This window comes from Roseovarius azorensis (assembly GCF_900109455.1).
Taxonomy (GTDB): Bacteria; Pseudomonadota; Alphaproteobacteria; order Rhodobacterales; family Rhodobacteraceae; genus Roseovarius; species Roseovarius azorensis.
Window position 1 is genome coordinate 42,285 of record NZ_FOAG01000004.1, and the last position, 17,292, is coordinate 59,576.

Sequence of the window (17,292 nt, forward strand, 5' to 3'; positions counted from 1 at the left end):
ACATGACCCGTCATATCCGCGCCGCATGCCACGAGGTTCGCCGTTTCCGCTCGGATCAATCCGGTGCAGGGCTGGTCGAATATTCCCTGGTCATCCTGCTGTTTCTGTTCCTGCTCTTTGCGATCATTGATTTCGGCCGCCTCGCGAATGCCTGGGTCGCCGCCAACAAGGCCACGCAGATCGCCGCCCGCCTCGCCGCGGTCCGCCCACCCGTTTGCCCAGGTGTGCCGACACAAAACGTGCGGGGAACCGCGACAGGGTCCACGACATTTGGTTCCATGTGCCGGCTGGGGACGGGCGTCTGTGCCGATCCAGGCACCTTCACCTGCCAGGGTAACGACACGAACGCAACCTCTGTCGAAATCTTGCAGGCGATCCGACCGCTGATGCCACCGGGCACTCAAGCCGACAATCTGCGTTTCAGTTATTCGTTCGACCCTGATCTTGGGTTCCTCGGCGGACCTTACATCCCGATGGTCACGGTCGAATTCATCAATGTCGATTTTGTTTTCATTTCGCAATTGGGGCGGATGCTAACGCCGCTGACCGGAAATACCACCGCACTAGGTGCCGATATCCCCATGCCGGGGATGAGCGTATCGCTTCCCGGCGAAGATCTCGCACAGGGGATGGACGGATAGACACGAATGACCCGACGCATTGAACAATTAAATTAAAGGAACATGTAACATGGCAGCAAACAATCTTTACAGTTCTCCGGGTACCGCCTCGGGTGGCGGACCCGCTCTGGCAACGGCTGGGCCAACTCCGCTTGTTCTGCCAGATTCTGCCAGATTACTGGATGAACACCGCCGTCGCGCAGTTGATCAGAGCCGCTCAAAGCGCAATGGCAGCGCCGTTACGCCTCTGGCGCGCGGCACCGACCCGCAACCCCAGCCGGTCGAGGATCAAGAACCGCTTGCCGAAGGCGATATCAGGCCGCTTCACGACCAGGCCGATAAGGCTAAAACCGATACAGCGGTCGACGAGGGGGCTCATGAACGTTTATTGCCTGTTCGCTGGACTCCCGCCCCCGGCTGCCTGATCCTCGTGGCCCGTGCGCGCGGCGGAATCGGCGCGACATCGCTTGCGGTAAACCTTGCGCTGGAGATGAGAAGCAAGCGCGTCTCGCGTCTGTCCCGAGAACGCAAAAAGGTGGTGCTGGTCGATTTCGATGTTCAATTCGGAACCGTGGCCACCAGTCTTGACCTTGTTGATCGGGGCGGGTTGCTGAAACTTCTGCAACTGCCCCGCCACCCCGATGCCCAGGCCGTGCGCAGCGCGCTGATTGCACATGAAAGCGGACTAAAGGTGTTGGCGGCCCCGGCGAATCCTATTCCGCTAGAGGCGCTCGATGGTCCGCGCATCGCCGCGATCATAGACGTACTGATGGCCGATAACGACGTTGTCATAATCGATATGCCACCGGCATTGGTTACCTGGATCGAACCCCTGCTTTCACGGGCCACACGTCTGTTGATGGTCACCAATCTGGCCGTCACCTCCGTCACCAGTGCACGCCGGATGCTCAATATTCTACGCGAAGATGCACCGAACCTTGTCGTCGAATCCGTGGTTTCGCGTGAGCACAAGCCGATCTTTCAGAGCAAGCTGCATCGTCAGGCTGCCGATGCCATCGGCGCACCCCTGTCGTACTGGCTGCCTGACGAAGCCCGGAACGCCCGCCTCGCGCTCGATCGGGGTGAACCGATGATCACATTCGCTCCTCGCTCTGCGTGGTCGCGGGCTGTGCGCAGGATCGCACAGTCACTGGACCGCGCAATGCCACAACAAGAAATGCAAAGGTAACACCAGATGTTCAAGGATTTTGTTCTCCGGAAACCAGAGGCACACACGCATTCAAGCGGCGCAGTTGCCACGGCCATACAATCCCAACGCGAGGCACAGGTTTCGAACAACGTGGTGCCCGTGGAGGCCCATTTTGAAATTGACAACGCCCTGCGCGCCCATCTTGATCTCAAGTCGCGCCTTCACGAGGAATTGCTCGGTCGTCTGAATCTTTCTGTGCTCGATCGAATTGAGCGCTCCGAACTCCATCGCGAGATTGGTGCGCTTGTGGTCGAGTTTCTTGCCAGCGAGAACCATCCCATGCGGGCCGATGATACGGAACGGCTGACCGAGGAAATTCTGGACGAGGTGTTGGGCCTCGGTCCGCTCGAACCGATCCTCGCTGATCCGCAGGTCGCCGATGTGCTGGTGAACTCGTACAACAATGTCTACGTCGAACGGAACGGGCGACTCGAACGTGTGCCGGTTCAGTTCCGCGACGAACGTCACCTGATGCGCATTATCGACAAGATCGTCAGCCGCGTGGGCCGCCGTGTGGATGAAAGCCAGCCTTGGGTCGATGCCCGACTTGAGGATGGCAGCCGGGTCAATGCAATTATCCGTCCCTGCGCCATTGATGGGCCGACGCTGTCGATCCGCAAGTTTTCTCGCGATCCGCTTACGCTTGATCGCTTGTTGCAGATAGGCACGCTGACGCCGGGTTCGGTTCAGCTCTTGCGCGGTCTGGTTGAGGCGCGACTCAACATCCTGATCTCCGGCGGTACCGGATCGGGCAAGACGACCATGCTCAATGCACTGTCTGCATTCATTGATCCCGCTCACAGGGTCGTCACCATCGAGGATGCCGCCGAACTTCAGCTAAAACAGGATCATGTCGTGCGGCTTGAAACACGGCCCGCAACCGCCGAGGGTACGCCCGCTGTCACGCAACGCGATCTGGTGCGCAATGCGCTGCGGATGCGCCCTGACCGGATCATCGTTGGCGAAGTTCGCGGATCGGAGGCCTTTGACATGCTTCAGGCGATGAACACCGGTCATGATGGCTCGATGACCACGATCCATGCCAATAACGCGCGCGATGCGCTGGCGCGGCTTGAACAGATGGTGTCCATGATAGGCGGTGAAATGCCCCTGTCTGCAGTGCGCCGCCAGATTTCGTCGGGCCTTGAGGTGGTGTTGCAACTCGCCCGGATGGCCGATGGCCGCCGCCGCATCATGTCGATCACCGAAGTTACAGGTATGGAGGGCGATGTCATCACAATGCAGGACATCTTTGTCTTCCGTCAACGGGGCCGGTCAGAAACCGGTGAGGTTCTGGGCGAATTCGTTGCAACCGGAATTCGCCCGAAATCTGCGGAACGTCTGGCGGCGGCCGGAATCGACATCGCCTCTGATGCTTACCAAAACGGAGACCGGTAAGATGACTGATATTCTTTCCCGAGTTGATCCCGGTTGGCTTTTATTTGTGGGTGTTTTCCTGGGTGCGCTGTTGCTGATCGAGGGAATGCGCCAACTTCTCTCACGGCGCGAAACGAACACCGAGGCGCGCTCACGCCGGATGAGGATGGTCGCAGCCGGCACCGATGTAGCCGAGCGACTCTCGGCGCTCGCACCCCGGCAAGCTGGCGAAGGAGGCTCATTGGCCGCTTTGATGACCTCTGTCGGTCTAAGCCGATCACCGGCACTTTATGTGGTCGTGGCATTGCTTTGCGCGGCCGCACTTACCGCAATGCTCCTTCAGTTGATTGGCCTGATTCCGGCTATAGTAACTGCGCTTTCGTTGTTCGTGCTGCTGCCTCTTCTCATCATGATGTCAATCCGCGATGCGCGGCGTCAGAAACTGTCGGCGCAGCTACCTGATGCGCTCGATCTCATGGCTCGGGGCCTCAGGGCGGGGCATCCACTGAACACCTCGATCGCCACCGTTGCCGAAACCATGCCCGATCCGATCGGCACAGAGTTCGGCATTCTTGTCGACCAGATAAGCTATGGCGATGAAATGGTCGTCGCGGTGCGCAAACTTGCCGAACGTGTTCCAACCGAAGATTTTCGCTACCTCGCCGCAAGCATCGCCATTCAGCATGGAACGGGCGGCAACCTTGGGCGCATCCTGACGGTGCTCTCGCAGGTCATGCGCGGTCGCGCCATGACACGACGCAAGATAAAGGCCATGTCAGCCGAGGGACGTGTATCGGCGGTAATCCTGTCTTGTATCCCCTTCCTCATGGTTGGCCTGAATTCGATTATCACGCCGGAATATTATGGGGGCGTAGTGGGCGATCCGCTCTTCATACCGCTCGCGTTCACGGCCTTGACGCTCATCGCGCTGAACGCGCTCGTGCTGTTCAAGCTTGTCAATTTCAAGTTCTAGCATCCCCGGGAGTTTCCCATGTTCAACATCTTTACACGAATTTCCGAAACCACAGGGGTCGAGCCGCAAATGTTGATCGCGGCTGGCGTTTTCCTCGGCGCATTTCTGGTCTTCCTGAGCCTGGTAATGACTTTCCGGGAACGTGCCGGTGCGCGCACTTTGCAACGCATGAGCGCGGCTGGTGATGCCACAGCCGGCCTTTTTGTTGCACCCGAGTCAGATCCTTCCTCGATCGCAAAGGCATTCCTGCCAACCAAAAGGCGCGAACGCGCGAAGGTTCGTCGTGATCTGGCGCATGCGGGATTTACCGGCCCGAATGCCGTGATCAAATATTACATGATCCGCGTAGGCATCGGACTGCTACTGCCTGCGGCCCTGGCTGCCATGATATTGATGCGCGACCAACTTCCGATACCCTCAAGCATTGACATTCAACTGAGCAAGATCGGACCCCGTCAGATGATGATCGGTCTCGGTATCATGATACTTATCGGTTTCTACGGTCCCGCCATCTGGCTTTCGGCCCGTGCCACCGAACGGCGCGAGCGTATCGAACAAAACTTTCCAAATGCGCTCGATCTGCTGCAGGTATCGGTTGAGTCTGGCCTTGGCTTCGATGCGGCCCTGTCGCGTGTGGCCACGGAATTGAGTGTGGCCGCCCCGGATCTGAGTTATGAGTTTGACACTGCTCAGCGCGAGATCCTCGCCGGGCGCGACCGTGATGCCGCATATCAAGACATGGCCGAACGTCTCGGGATTGAAGAGGCATTTGCTTTCGTTAATGTTGTTCTTCAATCAATGCGCTTCGGCACCAGTATGGGGCAGGCACTACTTGCCTATTCGGCCGACATGCGCCAACGCCGCGAAATCCGTGCGCAGGAGAAGGCCAATAAACTGCCGGTCTACATGTCGGCGGTTATGGCCAGTCTTATGATGCCATCACTCCTCATTGTAACCATCGGTCCGGTAGTTCTGCGCTACATTTCGACATTCAATTGAATGAGGCACCTTGATGAGTCAGCACAGGACGATGCTCTGGACAGCTTGTTTTGCGACTCAAAACTCATCACCGGAGCACCATTAACCGGCTTGTGAAAAGACCTCCGTTTCCCCGATGAACTCTGAAGTCGAGGGCAGAGAGTCAGACCCTGAAGGACGCGCTCGACCGTTTGCCGGACTACAGCGTCAAGGATGCCTGAGGTGCATCTGTCGGGCGTCGATCCCTACGAGACCAAGACGGTGCTCTTCACCGAGTGGATGATGGGCGGCGACAATCCGGGCAAGCAGATGATCTTCGTCACCCCGCACCGCACGATGGGCGTGGAATACGGAATCAGGAACGGCAAGGGCTGGCTCAGCCCGGAAAAATACCCCGGACGGCGCAAGAAACCGCTCAACGTCGACCGCTGGGTGATCGACGGCAAGGTGCGCTTCATGTGGACCATGGGCATCACATGGTTCCCCGCGATGCTGGCCAGTCAGGAACTGGCAAGCCGCGTTGCCGGAGTCGGCCAGGCGACGACGCCAAACAATGCCAGCGCAGTCCCCCCGCCCGAGCGCCCGCCTCAGAGCCGTCTGGCCGCAGACAGGCGTAGCAGGAGCGGACCATAAAGCATTGCATAGCCCCCAAAGGTCACGATCCAGAACAGGCCGCTGACCGCGTGCAACAGCGCCGCTCCACCCGGCCAGAATCCTGCGGCGATCCGCGCCATAACCGCCAGCACGAGTGCGACATAAATCGCCACCGTTCCCGCCCCGGCGCTCAGCGGCTGCCCGGTATGGCCAAGGGTGGCGCGCGTCATCACCGCCAGCGTCATCAGTCCGACCGCCCCGCCCATCCACAGATGCTGCGCCGCCGCCATGCCAAAGCTGCCGGGAAACAGAATCTCGATCCCCAGCGCCAGCGCGCCCAAGGACAGGAAAACATAACCGACATGCAGGACCGTCACCAGCGGCTCTGCCAGGGTCCGGTGTCCCGCCCAGCGGGCAAGACGCACAAGATGCAGCCCTCCCGAAAGTGCCAGTGCCGCACCAGTCACGACATGCACGGGCTGCACGACCCACAAGAGCAGCGGCAGTAACAGCGATAGCAATGTGAACTTGTCGAAACCCTGCATGGGTTGCGCCGGAAGGACCACATCATTATTTTTGACCAGCCAGTTGCGCGTGAACGACGGCACGATCCGCCCCCCGATGACAGCGATCATCATCATCCCCGCACCAAGCCCCAGCCTCAGCCCCGCACCCTGAGCGGCATAAAGGCCCTGCGCGGCCTCCCGGTGGAATAGCCCGTTGCCTATCGTAAACACGCCAAGCATGCCCAGCACGATCAGGTTGCGCCAGTTCCTGCCAGCCACGATCTCTCGCCCGAGAACCGCTGCCAGAACCAGCGGAAAGGCCAGATCGACCGTCGCAACCAGCAGAGGCGGCAACGCCGCCGACACCGCCACCGCCAGCCGCCCCGCAAGCCACAACCCCGCAAGCGCTCCCAGCCGCCAGCCCACGATGGGCAGTCGCCCGGTCCAGTTCGGCACCGCGGTCAGCAGAAACCCCGCAACTACCGCGCCAAGATAGCCATAGAGAAATTCATGCGCATGCCACGACACCGGATCAAAGGCGGTCGGCACTGCGGCATAACCCGACAACATCAGAACCCACAGCGCCATGGCAAACGCGGCCCAGACGGCTGCGCCCAGGAAAAACGGACGAAACCCGTAGGTCAGGATCGCGGGTCCCGTCCAGGCCCGCATCTGTTCGGCAGTTGTGGATGCCATCTCTCACACCTTTCCAGACCGTCAAGCAGGCGCAGTCACCGCGATCCGACGATAGCCCGCGCTCTCGTGATCGAAACCATTACTGAACCACGCCACAGGCCAATACCTGACAGGGACGACCCGGATGCGATGCCAGCGTCAATGCTCATCTCCGGCCTTCCCTTTCGGCAAGAACGCCCGCCTCGGTCACGATCATGTCGAGGGGGATGTCATGCGGCTGCGGATAGATCGTGGACATCTGCGCCGCCGCCAGCGCGATACCGATGGCAAACGGACGCGGGTTCAGCACCGCCAGCGTGCGGTCGAAATATCCCCCGCCCCAGCCAAGCCGGTAACACCCGGCGTCCCAGCCCAGACAGGGCGCCAGAACGACATCAGGACTTAGCACCTCGGCCTCGGGTGAGGGCACGGGAATGTTCCAGTCGCCACGGATCATGCGCATCTCGGGCGTCCAGCGGCGAAACACCAGCGGCGCCGCGCGTGTTTCGACCACCGGCAGCGCAATCGTGACACCGGCGCGGTGCAGTCCGGACAACAGCGGGCGCAGATCGGGTTCGCCCTTGATCGGCCAATAGCCGGACAGGATCGTTCCATGTAACTTGGCGCGCGTCGTGAGCATCGCCCCCAGGTGCCGCATGACATCCTCCCCGACCCGCGCCCGCCCGGACTGACCAAGGGCGTCCCTCAGCCCAGCCAGCCGTGTCCGTTCCGCCCGCCGCCATCGCGCCACATCGCGCGCCTGATCCGGATCGACGGCCAGCGGATCGTGATAGGCGGGATCGACCTCATGCGCCAGGCAGGGTGGCGACGCATATGTTCCGCGCTTGCTCATGTCCCGGACCCGAACCGCGGGGCAAGGCCATCGCCGTCCGCCATGACATGCGCCGCGATAGCGTCGATCAGCGCCTCCCTCGCCTGTGGGATGTTGGCTTCGGCAGTGTGCTCCATGGGCCCCTTTTTCCTTGTCGGCGACTCAACCGGGATCGAATGAATAGGTATTTTATTTACCGATTAACCTGTAACATTGCGCATTGCAAATACCAAATCCGGATTGCGACCTTGCGCCTCACCTGCTTCACCGATCACGGGCAGTGCGTACTGACACACAAGGCTGGCATGCCCCGCCTCTCCCGGGACGGCGTTTCCAGCCGGCCTCGGTCGCTTGCCACATGGAATCCTCGTCAGGCGCTATTCGGCACAGACCTGCACGGCAAGACTGTAACCCGCGCCATGCACCGTGCGGATCAGCGACTCGCTCCCGGCACATGGCAGGATCTTTTTGCGCAACCGGGCGACATGAGCGTCGATGGCGCGATCCGTCACGGTGATCGCATTGCCATAGACGGTTTGCATGATCCTATCCCGACTGACCACCGCACCGGCGTTTTCAGCAAGCACCTTCAGCAGGCTGAATTCCATGCCCGTCAGCGCAACCTCACGATCATCAGGCCCCGAAAGCTGCCGCCGCGGCAGATCGAGGACAAAGCCCATGAAGCGTAGCATGCGCACTTCAGGCAAGGCATCATGCGGCGCACCCATCGCCCTCGATCGACGCAGGACCGACCGGATGCGCGCCAGCAACTCGCGCGGCTCGAACGGTTTGGAGACATAATCATCGGCCCCCAACTCCAACCCGATGATCTTGTCAAACACGTCCTCGCGTGCGGTGAGCAGGATGATCGGCAAGCGCGACGAGCGGCGCAATTCGCGCGTCACCTCGAACCCGTCGATATCGGGTAGCCCCACATCAAGCAGCACAAGGTCATAGCCACTATGCTCCATCGCCAGCCCCATCCGCGTAGCCGACCCCACGGCATGCACCTCGAAACCCTGCTTGGTCAGAAAACGCTCAAGAAAACCCGTCATCTGACGGTCGTCATCCACCACAAGTATTCGCTCGGTCATTCGGTGCATCCCCGCACAATCTGTTGCAACAGAAAATCAATGGGGCGATTGTAAAGACCCGGTGAAAGGGCAACCATGACCTCGATCAAACGCACCTACAAAATCGCCACGGCGGCGGCGTTGCTCGTTCTGGTCACGGTCACGACCGGGATTTATCTCGGGGCACAGACGCGGGCGCAGTTCAACGACATCGCCAAAAGCTGGACGGATTACGCCGAAGACCCTGAAAAGAAAGGCGTCTGGATCAGTTCCCTGCGCGGCTATCTGGGCTATGGCGGGATCATCCACAACTTCAAGAACTATGTGATCCGCAAGGATGAGAGCTATCGCACGCGCATGCTCGATCAAATCACCCAGTTCGATGCGGTGATGGCAAGCTATCTGTCCGAGCCGCTACCCGACGTCGAGCGTCGCGCGCTCGAGACGATTCGCGTCACCATCGGGGAATACCGCGCGCGCCTCGGCATCGCCGACCGCGCGGTAGCGGGCAACTGGCCCGCCGAACGCACCGACCGGCTGGTCAGGGTCGATGACACGGAGGCGGTTCTCGCACTGCGCAATCTGGAAATACTCTGGATGGACAGCCGCGCGCGCAGCACTGCACGGATCATCGCTGCCGTCACGCGCGGCGAGATGCTGATCGGCTATGGTTTCCTGGCCATGGTCCTGCTGGCGGCGGCAGCGCTGACCATCGCCGTTCTGATCGGCGTGCTGATCCGGGACATGCGTGCCGCCAATCTGCGGCTCACGCAAGAGCTGGGGGCACGCCGGACACTGGAACGGTCCGAACAGCGCCTCGCGCAGGCGGTCGAGCAAAGCCCGGCCACGATCCTGATTACCGATACGTCCGAGCGCATCCAATATGTCAACCGGCGGTTCGAGGACGTCTCGGGCTGGACCCGCGCGGAAATCATCGGTCGCACGCCAAGACTTCTGCGATCCGGCGAGACATCCGACAATGTTCATGCCGATCTGCGCAAAACACTCGAACGCGGCGAGATCTGGCGCGGTGTGCTGCACAACCGCCGCCGGGATGGGGGCAGCTATTGGGTGGACAGCACCATCCTGCCCCTGCGCGCCGAGGATGGCAGCATTCACAGCTATGTCGGCATCGGCGAGGACATCACCGAGAAACGTCAGGTCCGAGAACAAATGGTCCGCGCGCAAAAGATCGAGGCGGTCGGCCTTCTGGCGGGTGGTATCGCGCATGATTTCAACAATATCCTGACGGCGATCCTCGGCTCGACGCATCTGGCGTCGCTCGATGCGGATCCCGGCAGCGATCTGGCGCAGGAAGTGGAACAGATCGACATCGCCGCGCGGCGCGCGCAGGCGCTGGTGCGCCAGCTTCTGGGCTTTGCCCGCCGCGAACCCGGCACGCCGGTCGCAACCGATCTCTGCATCGTGATGGCAGAGGTCGAACGGCTGCTGCGTGCGGCGATCCCGCCGACCATCCGGATCGAGGGCGTCAAGGACTGTGTGCCGGTCACCGTGCTTGCCGATCCGACCCATCTGCACCAGATCCTGATGAACCTTTGCACCAACGCCGCCGAAGCGATCGGCGATGCCGACGGGCATATCCGCATCACGGCCCGCGCCCTTGCCGACACGCCCGAGGGGCTGTCGACGCGCACCCAAGGCTGGACCGAGCTTACGGTCGAGGATACGGGGATCGGAATGTCCGACGAAACTGCCGCGCGTATCTTCGATGCCTTCTATACGACCAAGCCGCTTGGCAGAGGCACCGGGTTGGGCCTCTGCGTGGTGCAGGGGCTGGTGCAGGACATCGGCGGGCGCGTTACCGTGGAGAGTGCGCCGGGCAATGGCACGCGGTTCCGCATCCTGATGCCGGGGGCGGCTGCGGCCCAGGCCGCGCAATCCGCAGCCAGCCCCGCACCCGAGCGCGGACATGAGAGCCTGCTCATCGTCGACGATCAGACCGAGGTCGCCGCGACGCTCAGGCGCGGCCTCATACGCATGGGCTATCAGGTCGAGGCCTATACATCGGCCCGTATCGCGCTGGATCGTTTCGAGAAAACCCCGGCGCGCCACAGCCTGCTGATCTCGGACGTGATCATGCCCGAGATGAACGGAATCGAGATGGCCCGCGCCATGCGCGCGCTACGACCCGACCTGCCGGTGATCCTCTGCACCGGGTTTACGCCCACGGATGTCATCCTGCCCGGTGGGCCGACCGAGGTGCTGGCCAAGCCGCTCGATCCGCTGGACCTGGCGCGCCATGTGCGCCGCATGCTGGACGCGAGCCGCGCCGCTTGATGCAGCGGTCACATTTCGTCACAATTTTTCACATCGCGTCACAGCGCCCGCAACAACCGTGCGTGCGCGTTTGAATAACTTCCGCCCTGAGCCAGGAACGGAAAACCGACCCTCAAAGCGGTCAGATCGCGCTCTGGCAGGACATCAGGACCGGAGGCCGCATGCCCAGACTTATACCCATATCCGCCGTTGTCATAAGCGCGCTGTCGCTCAGCGTGGTGGCCCCTGCATCCGCAGGCGATGCCGAGGCCGGTGAAAAGGTCTTCAACAAGTGCAAGGCCTGTCATCAGGTTGGGGAGAATGCCAAAAATCGCGCCGGCCCGACGCTCAACGGGATCATTGGCCGACCTGCGGGCACAGCGGAGGGCTTTGCCTATTCCAGCCCCATGACCGACAGCGACCTCGTGTGGGATGAAACGACACTCGCCGCGTTTCTCGCCGATCCGGCTGGCACCCTGCCAGGCAACAAGATGAAGTTTCCGGGCCTTCGCAAGGATGAAGATATCGCCGACGTGATCGCCTTCCTGGCCGGATTCAACCCTGACGGCACGCGCAACTGACCTGCTCGACCGATTTTCCAAGAATGGAGGATTCGATGACACGAACAACCCGACCATCGCGGATCGCAACGCTCGTTGCGGGCATTTCCGCCCTGGCCCTGACCGTCGCCGCGCCCCTCGCCCCGGCACAAGAGGCTGCGCCCCTTGCGCCCCTGCCGGAACCGGGGGAAATCAACCAGGCGCGCGCCGACCTGGGCAGGATGCTGTTCTTCGACAGCCGCCTGTCGGGCGACACGGGTCATTCCTGCGCCTCCTGTCACGATCCGGAAAAAGGCTGGGGCACCGGCGAGCCGATGTCACATGCCTATGGCGATCTGCTCTATTTCCGTAACGCACCCGGCCTTTTCAATGTGGCCAACCGCAACTTCCTGATGTGGGACGGGCGGCTTGACGGGTCCGATCTCGGCACGCTGGTGCGCGATATGCTGACCGAGGCGCATACAATGAACATGGACAGCCGCCTTGCACAGGAGCGGCTGAAACAGGTGCCGGAATATATGGAGATGTTCGAGGCAGCCTATGGGGCCGAACCCTATGGCGGACGCATCTATGGCGCGATTGGCGAATACCTCAAGACGATCCGCACGCAGAACGCACCGTTTGACGCCTATCTGAAAGGCGATGACGCGGCAATCTCCGACGCGGCCAAACGCGGCCTCGCTCTCTTCGAAGGCAAGGCGGGCTGCATCTCCTGCCATTCGGGCGAAATGCTGTCGGACGGCGGACTGCATGCCATCGGCGCGCCCGATCACCCGGCACTCCTGGGGGATGCCCCTGGTCAGGCGGCAGAGCATGCTGGCCACACCGCCGCCGCACCAGATGATGCGACCGCCGCACGCCAGATCACCATGCTGCGCCACTTCGCGACCATGGGCACGCCCAACTACATGAACCTGCGCGAGGATGTGGGGCATTATGTCGTGACCAAGGACGAGGCCGACATCGGCAAATTCGTCACCCCCTCGCTCTGGGATGTGGGCCATACGGCACCCTACATGCATTCGGGCGTGTTTGGGACACTGAGCGATGTCGTGGCCTTCTACAATGCTGGCAACGAGCGGATCGCGCCGCTTGGCCTCAGCCCCGAAGAGGTGGCGGATCTTGTGGCCTTCCTCGACAGTCTGACTGGCGATGCGCCCGATGTTACCCCGCCCGAACTGCCGGATTACGCCCTGCGCGACGTTGGCAAGAACTGAGGAGGTCCGAGACATGACACGTCACTTCACCCGCATTCTGGGCAGCACGGCGCTCTCGGCCTTGCTGAGCCTGCCTGCCTTGGCCGAGAGCGCCCCGACGCTCGCCACCCTGTCACCACCGCCAATTCCTGACGACAATCCGATGACCCCGGAAAAGATCGAGCTGGGCGAAAAACTCTTCTGGGACGGACGATTGTCGGGCAACGGATCGATGCCCTGCTCGGCCTGCCACCTGCCCGATCTCGGCTGGGGTACCGGGGGTGCGATCAGCTTTGGCTATCCCGGCACGCAGCATTGGCGCAACAGCCAGACCATCCTGAACTCCGCCTATTACAACAAGCTGTTCTGGGAAGGCAATTCCAGCTCGCTCGAGGCGCAGGCACCGGCCGCTGCCGGGGGTAGCGTCGCGGGCAACGGCGATAGCTCCATGATGGAAATGCGCCTGCGTTTTGTCCCCGAATATGTCGCGGCGTTCAAGGAGGTTTTCGGCACCGAATGGCCGCATGTAGCGAATGCCTGGGATGCCATCGCCGCATATCAACGCACTATCGTCACAGATGCCACCAAGGTGCCTTTCGACCGTTATCTCGCGGGTGACATGGATGCGATGAGCGACGCGGCCAAGCGGGGCATGGATATCTACAACGGCAAGGCGGGCTGCATTTCCTGCCACAACGGCGCGCTGGCCTCGGATCAGAAATTCTACGACATCGGCGTGCCTGCTGCGGCGGAATTCGAGCAGGATCCGCTCTATCAGATCACGCTCCGATGGGAGTTGTATCAGAAGGGCATGGATGAGGCGACCTATCGCAAGGGCGATGACGATCTGGGCCTCTATCACGTCACCAAGCGGCCCGGCGACAAGGGCAAGTTCCGCACGCCGAGCCTGCGCGAACTGCGCTGGACCGAACCCTACATGCACAACGGCACATTCTGGACGCTGGCCGATGTCGTGGATTTCTACGACGCGGGTGGCGGCGAGGAACAGACCGCCGGGCTGCAGCCTCTGGGCCTGAGCGACGAAGAAAAGGCCGATCTGATCGCCTTTCTCGAAGCGCTGTCTATGGACGAGCCATTGCTCGCCGACCCCCCCGAATTGCCCGAAACCGCAACATGGTCGGAGTTTCTCAAATGACCCAGGCAACCAAACCCAAAGGTGCAGACCATGGCTGCGCTTCTCTCTCACGGCGCAATTTCATGATCCTCGGTGGCACGGCCATCACCGTGCTGGCCACCTATGGCACCGGACCGCAGGCGCAGGAACTGGTTTCGTCCGCCTATACCCGCAAGGTGATCGGCAAGCTGTCGGACCTCGGGCCGGGTACGGCGATCACCTTTACCTATCCCAATGACGACATCGAGAATCTCTTGATGATGCTGAACGAAGAGGCCGGCGGCGGCGTGGGCGAGGCGCGCAACATCGTCGCCTTCAACACGATTTGCCCGCATATGGGCGGCTATATGGGCGAGAGCGAATTTCGCCCCGAGCATTCGGTGCTCGGCCCCTGTCCGCTGCATCTGTCGACCTTCGATCTGACCAAGCATGGCATGATCGTGTCCGGCCACGCGGTCGAGAGTCTGCCGCAGATCGTTCTGGAAATTGACGGCGACGATATCGTCGCAACGGGCGTGATGGGGCTGTTCTACGGCTACAGCCACAATCCGACCGGCGCTTGAGAAAGGATCCAACGAGATGGCAAAGACCGTCGTTCAAAACCGTGAATTCGTGCCTCTTCCGCCGCCAGACGCGGATATTCTGACCACCGCATGCAGCTATTGCATCGTGGCCTGCTCCTACAAGGTCTACCGCTGGCCGGTGGGCAGCGAGGGCGGCACGCAGGCCGATCAGAACGCCTTTGGCGTGGATTTTCCGACCTACGGCGCGCCCTGGATCGCCCGCAGCCAGCACAATATCGGGATGCATGAGGGACGTCCGCATCATTTCGTCATCATCGCCGATGCCGAGGCCGATGCGGTCAACCCGGGCGGCAACTACAGCTTGCGCGGCGGCACGCTGGCACAGAAGATTTACAATCCAGATACCCCCACGAAAGATCGTCTGAAATACCCGATGATCCGCATCGGTGGCATCCTGACCCCGGTCAGCTGGGATCTGGCCACGGATGTGATGGCCGAACTCTCTCAGCACGTGCTCGACACCTATGGCGAGCACGCATGGGGAATGAAGACGTTTTCCTACGAATATTTCGAGAACACCTATGCCATTCGCAAGCTGGTGGACCGCGCCATCGGCACGCCCGTGCATGCCTGGCATGACAAGCCGATGCGCGGCCCGGATGCCACCGGCCTCGACGATGCCGGCATCAACTCCTTTGCCGCCTCTTACGAGGATTGGGGCAAATGCGACGTCGCGTTCCTGTCGGGCGTCGATCCCTACGAGACCAAGACGGTGCTCTTCACCGAGTGGATGATGGGCGGCGACAATCCGGGCAAGCAGATGATCTTCGTCACCCCGCACCGCACGATGGGCGTGGAATACGGGATCAGGAACGGCGGTCTGTGGCTACCGCTCATTCCCGGCACCGACACGGTTCTGCATCTGGCACTGGCCAGGATCATCATCGACAACGGCTGGCAGGACCAGGAATTCATCGACACCTGGGTCAACAACAAGTGGGAAATCGAGAGCGGCTATGGCCGCGGCACGCGCAACACCGGCTGGCAATGGCGCACCACCTGGGGCCGCTGGCAATCGGACTGGCAGGATTTCCAGACATTCATCGCCAATGAACCGGCCGCACAGCTTGACGAGGCCGCGCGCATCACCGGCCTGCCCGCCGAGGACATCCTGCGCTGCGCCGAGATGATCGCGCGCCCCCGCGAGGACGGCAGCCGCCCCAAGACCTCGTTCATGCTGGAAAAGGGCAACTACTGGTCCAACAACTACATGAACACCGCCTCGCTGTCCTCGCTGGGCCTGATCTGCGGCGCGGGCAACCGGCCCGGACAGGTGATCAGCCGCGGCGGCGGGCACCAGCGGGGCGGTATGGGAGCCGGTCCCGGCAAGGGCTGGCTCAGCCCGGAAAAATACCCCGGACGGCGCAAGAAACCGCTCAACGTCGACCGCTGGGTGATCGACGGCAAGGTGCGCTTCATGTGGACCATGGGCATCACATGGTTCCCCGCGATGCTGGCCAGTCAGGAACTGGCAAGCCGCGTTGCAGACCTGACCATGCGCAACCCCAATCAGCCGCGCTCGGTAGAGCGCGACCATCTGGTCGAGGTGTTCAAGGCCCGCGTGGACAGTGGCGGCATGATGCTGGTGGACAGCAACATCTATCCCGTGGAGCCACTCAACACCCAATACGCCGACATCGTGCTGCCCGCCGCCTGCTGGGGCGAGGTGGATTTTACCCGCTGCAACGCCGAACGTCGCCTGCGGCTCTATGCCAGGTTCAACGATGCACCGGGCGAAGCCAAGCCCGACTGGTGGGCGATCGGACAGTTTGCGCAGAAGATGGGCTTCGAGGGCTTTTCCTGGCAGGAGTCGAATGACATCTTCGAAGAGGCCGCCCGGTTCTCGCGCACCGGCGTGCTCAGCTACAACGTGCTGGTGAAACAGGCGCAGAAAGAGGGCAAGAAGGGTCACGAAAAGCTGCGCGAACTGGGTACTACGGGCATCCAGACGCCAATCCGCCTGGTTAACGGCGAAATGGTCGGCACCTCGCGCCTGCACGATCCCGGCAACGACTGGGGCGAGGTCGAGGGCGACACGCTCGATCAGAAATGGCTGCATTCCTTCAGCAGCCATACCGGCAAGGCCAATATCCTCAAGACACCGTGGCAGAATGACAGCTGGACGGATTTTTACGAGGCGATCAGGCCGCGCCCCGAAAAGGGCGAGATCTGGATCACCAATGGCCGCGTCAACGAGGTCTGGCAATCGGGCTTCGACGATCTGCGCAAGCCCTATCTGGCGAAACGCTGGCCGTGGCCGCATATCGTGATCCACCCGGATGACGCGGCCCCGCATGGCATCGAATCCGGCGATCTGGTCGAGGGGTTCAACGATACCGTCTATGTGCAGACCGGCGAACCCATCGGCGTCAAGGAGGATGACCTGAGCTTTACCAAACTGATGGAGCATGGCCATATCAAGACCACCACGGGTCAGTTCGTGGCCGTCGCCATCGTCTCGGACGAAATCCGCCCCGGCGTCGCCAAGGCGGCCTTCAACTATCCCGGTTCGATGGCGAACTCTGTCTGCCATGCGGTGCCCGATCCGGTCACCGGCAACTACCGCTTCAAGCTGGGGCGTGGCGTGCTGCGCAAGGTGGGCGAGAGCGCCTACAAGCATAACTTCCTCGAAATGTCGCTCAAGCCGCGTCCCATAGCCTGAGCGATCACCTGCCGCCGGAGCGCGTCCGGTGGCAGGACCA

Annotated in this window: 16 protein-coding genes; 12 read left to right on the plus strand and 4 right to left on the minus strand. The window is 61.5% G+C overall.

Going from position 1 to position 17,292, the window contains the following annotated elements; translation table 11 throughout:
* The first annotated feature begins 2 nt into the window (after positions 1–2).
* Entirely contained in the window at positions 3–641 is a 639-nt protein-coding gene (locus BSG08_RS07365) for a TadE/TadG family type IV pilus assembly protein (protein ID WP_093035145.1), read from the plus strand.
* Between the two features lie 49 nt (positions 642–690).
* Positions 691–1,809: a CpaE/TadZ family protein gene (locus BSG08_RS07370; RefSeq protein WP_093034437.1), complete on the plus strand. Its 1,119-nt coding sequence runs from the start codon at positions 691–693 to the stop codon at positions 1,807–1,809.
* 51 nt (positions 1,810–1,860) lie between these two features.
* On the opposite strand, the gene BSG08_RS19645 is transcribed toward BSG08_RS07370, so the two are convergent.
* A complete protein-coding gene (locus BSG08_RS19645; protein WP_245770622.1) occupies positions 1,861–2,106 on the minus strand; it encodes a hypothetical protein in 246 nt (81 codons plus the stop codon).
* 3 nt (positions 2,107–2,109) lie between these two features.
* Here BSG08_RS19645 and BSG08_RS07375 point away from each other — a divergent pair, with 3 nt between their 5' ends.
* The 4 genes from BSG08_RS07375 (at position 2,110) to BSG08_RS07390 (ending at position 5,791) form a co-directional block, all read left to right on the plus strand.
* Positions 2,110–3,228 (plus strand): TadA family conjugal transfer-associated ATPase, encoded by a 1,119-nt coding sequence (locus BSG08_RS07375; RefSeq protein WP_245770623.1) that lies wholly within the window; start codon positions 2,110–2,112, stop codon positions 3,226–3,228.
* A 1-nt stretch (position 3,229) separates the two neighbouring features.
* The gene (locus tag BSG08_RS07380; protein WP_175544719.1) at positions 3,230–4,180 is read left to right on the plus strand and encodes a type II secretion system F family protein; all 951 of its coding nucleotides are present in this window, start codon (positions 3,230–3,232) and stop codon (positions 4,178–4,180) included.
* An 18-nt stretch (positions 4,181–4,198) separates the two neighbouring features.
* Positions 4,199–5,179, plus strand: coding sequence for a type II secretion system F family protein (locus BSG08_RS07385; RefSeq protein WP_093034446.1), 981 nt, complete (start codon positions 4,199–4,201; stop codon positions 5,177–5,179).
* Between the two features lie 192 nt (positions 5,180–5,371).
* The gene (locus BSG08_RS07390; protein WP_093034449.1) at positions 5,372–5,791 is read left to right on the plus strand and encodes a hypothetical protein; all 420 of its coding nucleotides are present in this window, start codon (positions 5,372–5,374) and stop codon (positions 5,789–5,791) included.
* On the opposite strand, the gene BSG08_RS07395 is transcribed toward BSG08_RS07390, so the two are convergent.
* The 3 genes from BSG08_RS07395 to BSG08_RS07405 form a co-directional block, all read right to left on the minus strand.
* Complete coding sequence (locus BSG08_RS07395; protein WP_093034452.1) at positions 5,746–6,954, minus strand: NnrS family protein; 1,209 nt, start codon at positions 6,952–6,954, stop codon at positions 5,746–5,748. The genes BSG08_RS07390 and BSG08_RS07395 overlap by 46 nt on opposite strands.
* 145 nt (positions 6,955–7,099) lie before the next feature.
* Positions 7,100–7,786, minus strand: coding sequence for a 5-formyltetrahydrofolate cyclo-ligase (locus BSG08_RS07400; RefSeq protein ID WP_093034455.1), 687 nt, complete (start codon positions 7,784–7,786; stop codon positions 7,100–7,102).
* Between the two features lie 356 nt (positions 7,787–8,142).
* Entirely contained in the window at positions 8,143–8,859 is a 717-nt protein-coding gene (locus BSG08_RS07405; protein ID WP_217649880.1) for a response regulator transcription factor, read from the minus strand.
* A 75-nt stretch (positions 8,860–8,934) separates the two neighbouring features.
* Here BSG08_RS07405 and BSG08_RS07410 point away from each other — a divergent pair, with 75 nt between their 5' ends.
* From BSG08_RS07410 to BSG08_RS07435, 6 genes are all read left to right on the plus strand, one after another.
* Positions 8,935–11,136: a hybrid sensor histidine kinase/response regulator gene (locus BSG08_RS07410; protein ID WP_093034461.1), complete on the plus strand. Its 2,202-nt coding sequence runs from the start codon at positions 8,935–8,937 to the stop codon at positions 11,134–11,136.
* A 161-nt stretch (positions 11,137–11,297) separates the two neighbouring features.
* Positions 11,298–11,696: a c-type cytochrome gene (locus BSG08_RS07415; RefSeq protein ID WP_093034464.1), complete on the plus strand. Its 399-nt coding sequence runs from the start codon at positions 11,298–11,300 to the stop codon at positions 11,694–11,696.
* 35 nt (positions 11,697–11,731) lie between these two features.
* Positions 11,732–12,892, plus strand: coding sequence for a cytochrome-c peroxidase (locus tag BSG08_RS07420; RefSeq protein WP_175544720.1), 1,161 nt, complete (start codon positions 11,732–11,734; stop codon positions 12,890–12,892).
* Between the two features lie 13 nt (positions 12,893–12,905).
* The gene (locus BSG08_RS07425; protein WP_093034470.1) at positions 12,906–14,027 is read left to right on the plus strand and encodes a cytochrome-c peroxidase; all 1,122 of its coding nucleotides are present in this window, start codon (positions 12,906–12,908) and stop codon (positions 14,025–14,027) included.
* Positions 14,028–14,089: 62 nt separating this feature from the next.
* Positions 14,090–14,569 carry a Rieske 2Fe-2S domain-containing protein gene (locus BSG08_RS07430; protein ID WP_175544721.1) on the plus strand — a complete coding sequence of 160 codons (480 nt, stop codon included), beginning with the start codon at positions 14,090–14,092 and terminating at the stop codon, positions 14,567–14,569.
* A 16-nt stretch (positions 14,570–14,585) separates the two neighbouring features.
* Entirely contained in the window at positions 14,586–17,252 is a 2,667-nt protein-coding gene (locus BSG08_RS07435; protein WP_093034476.1) for an arsenate reductase (azurin) large subunit, read from the plus strand.
* Positions 17,253–17,292 lie beyond the last annotated feature (40 nt).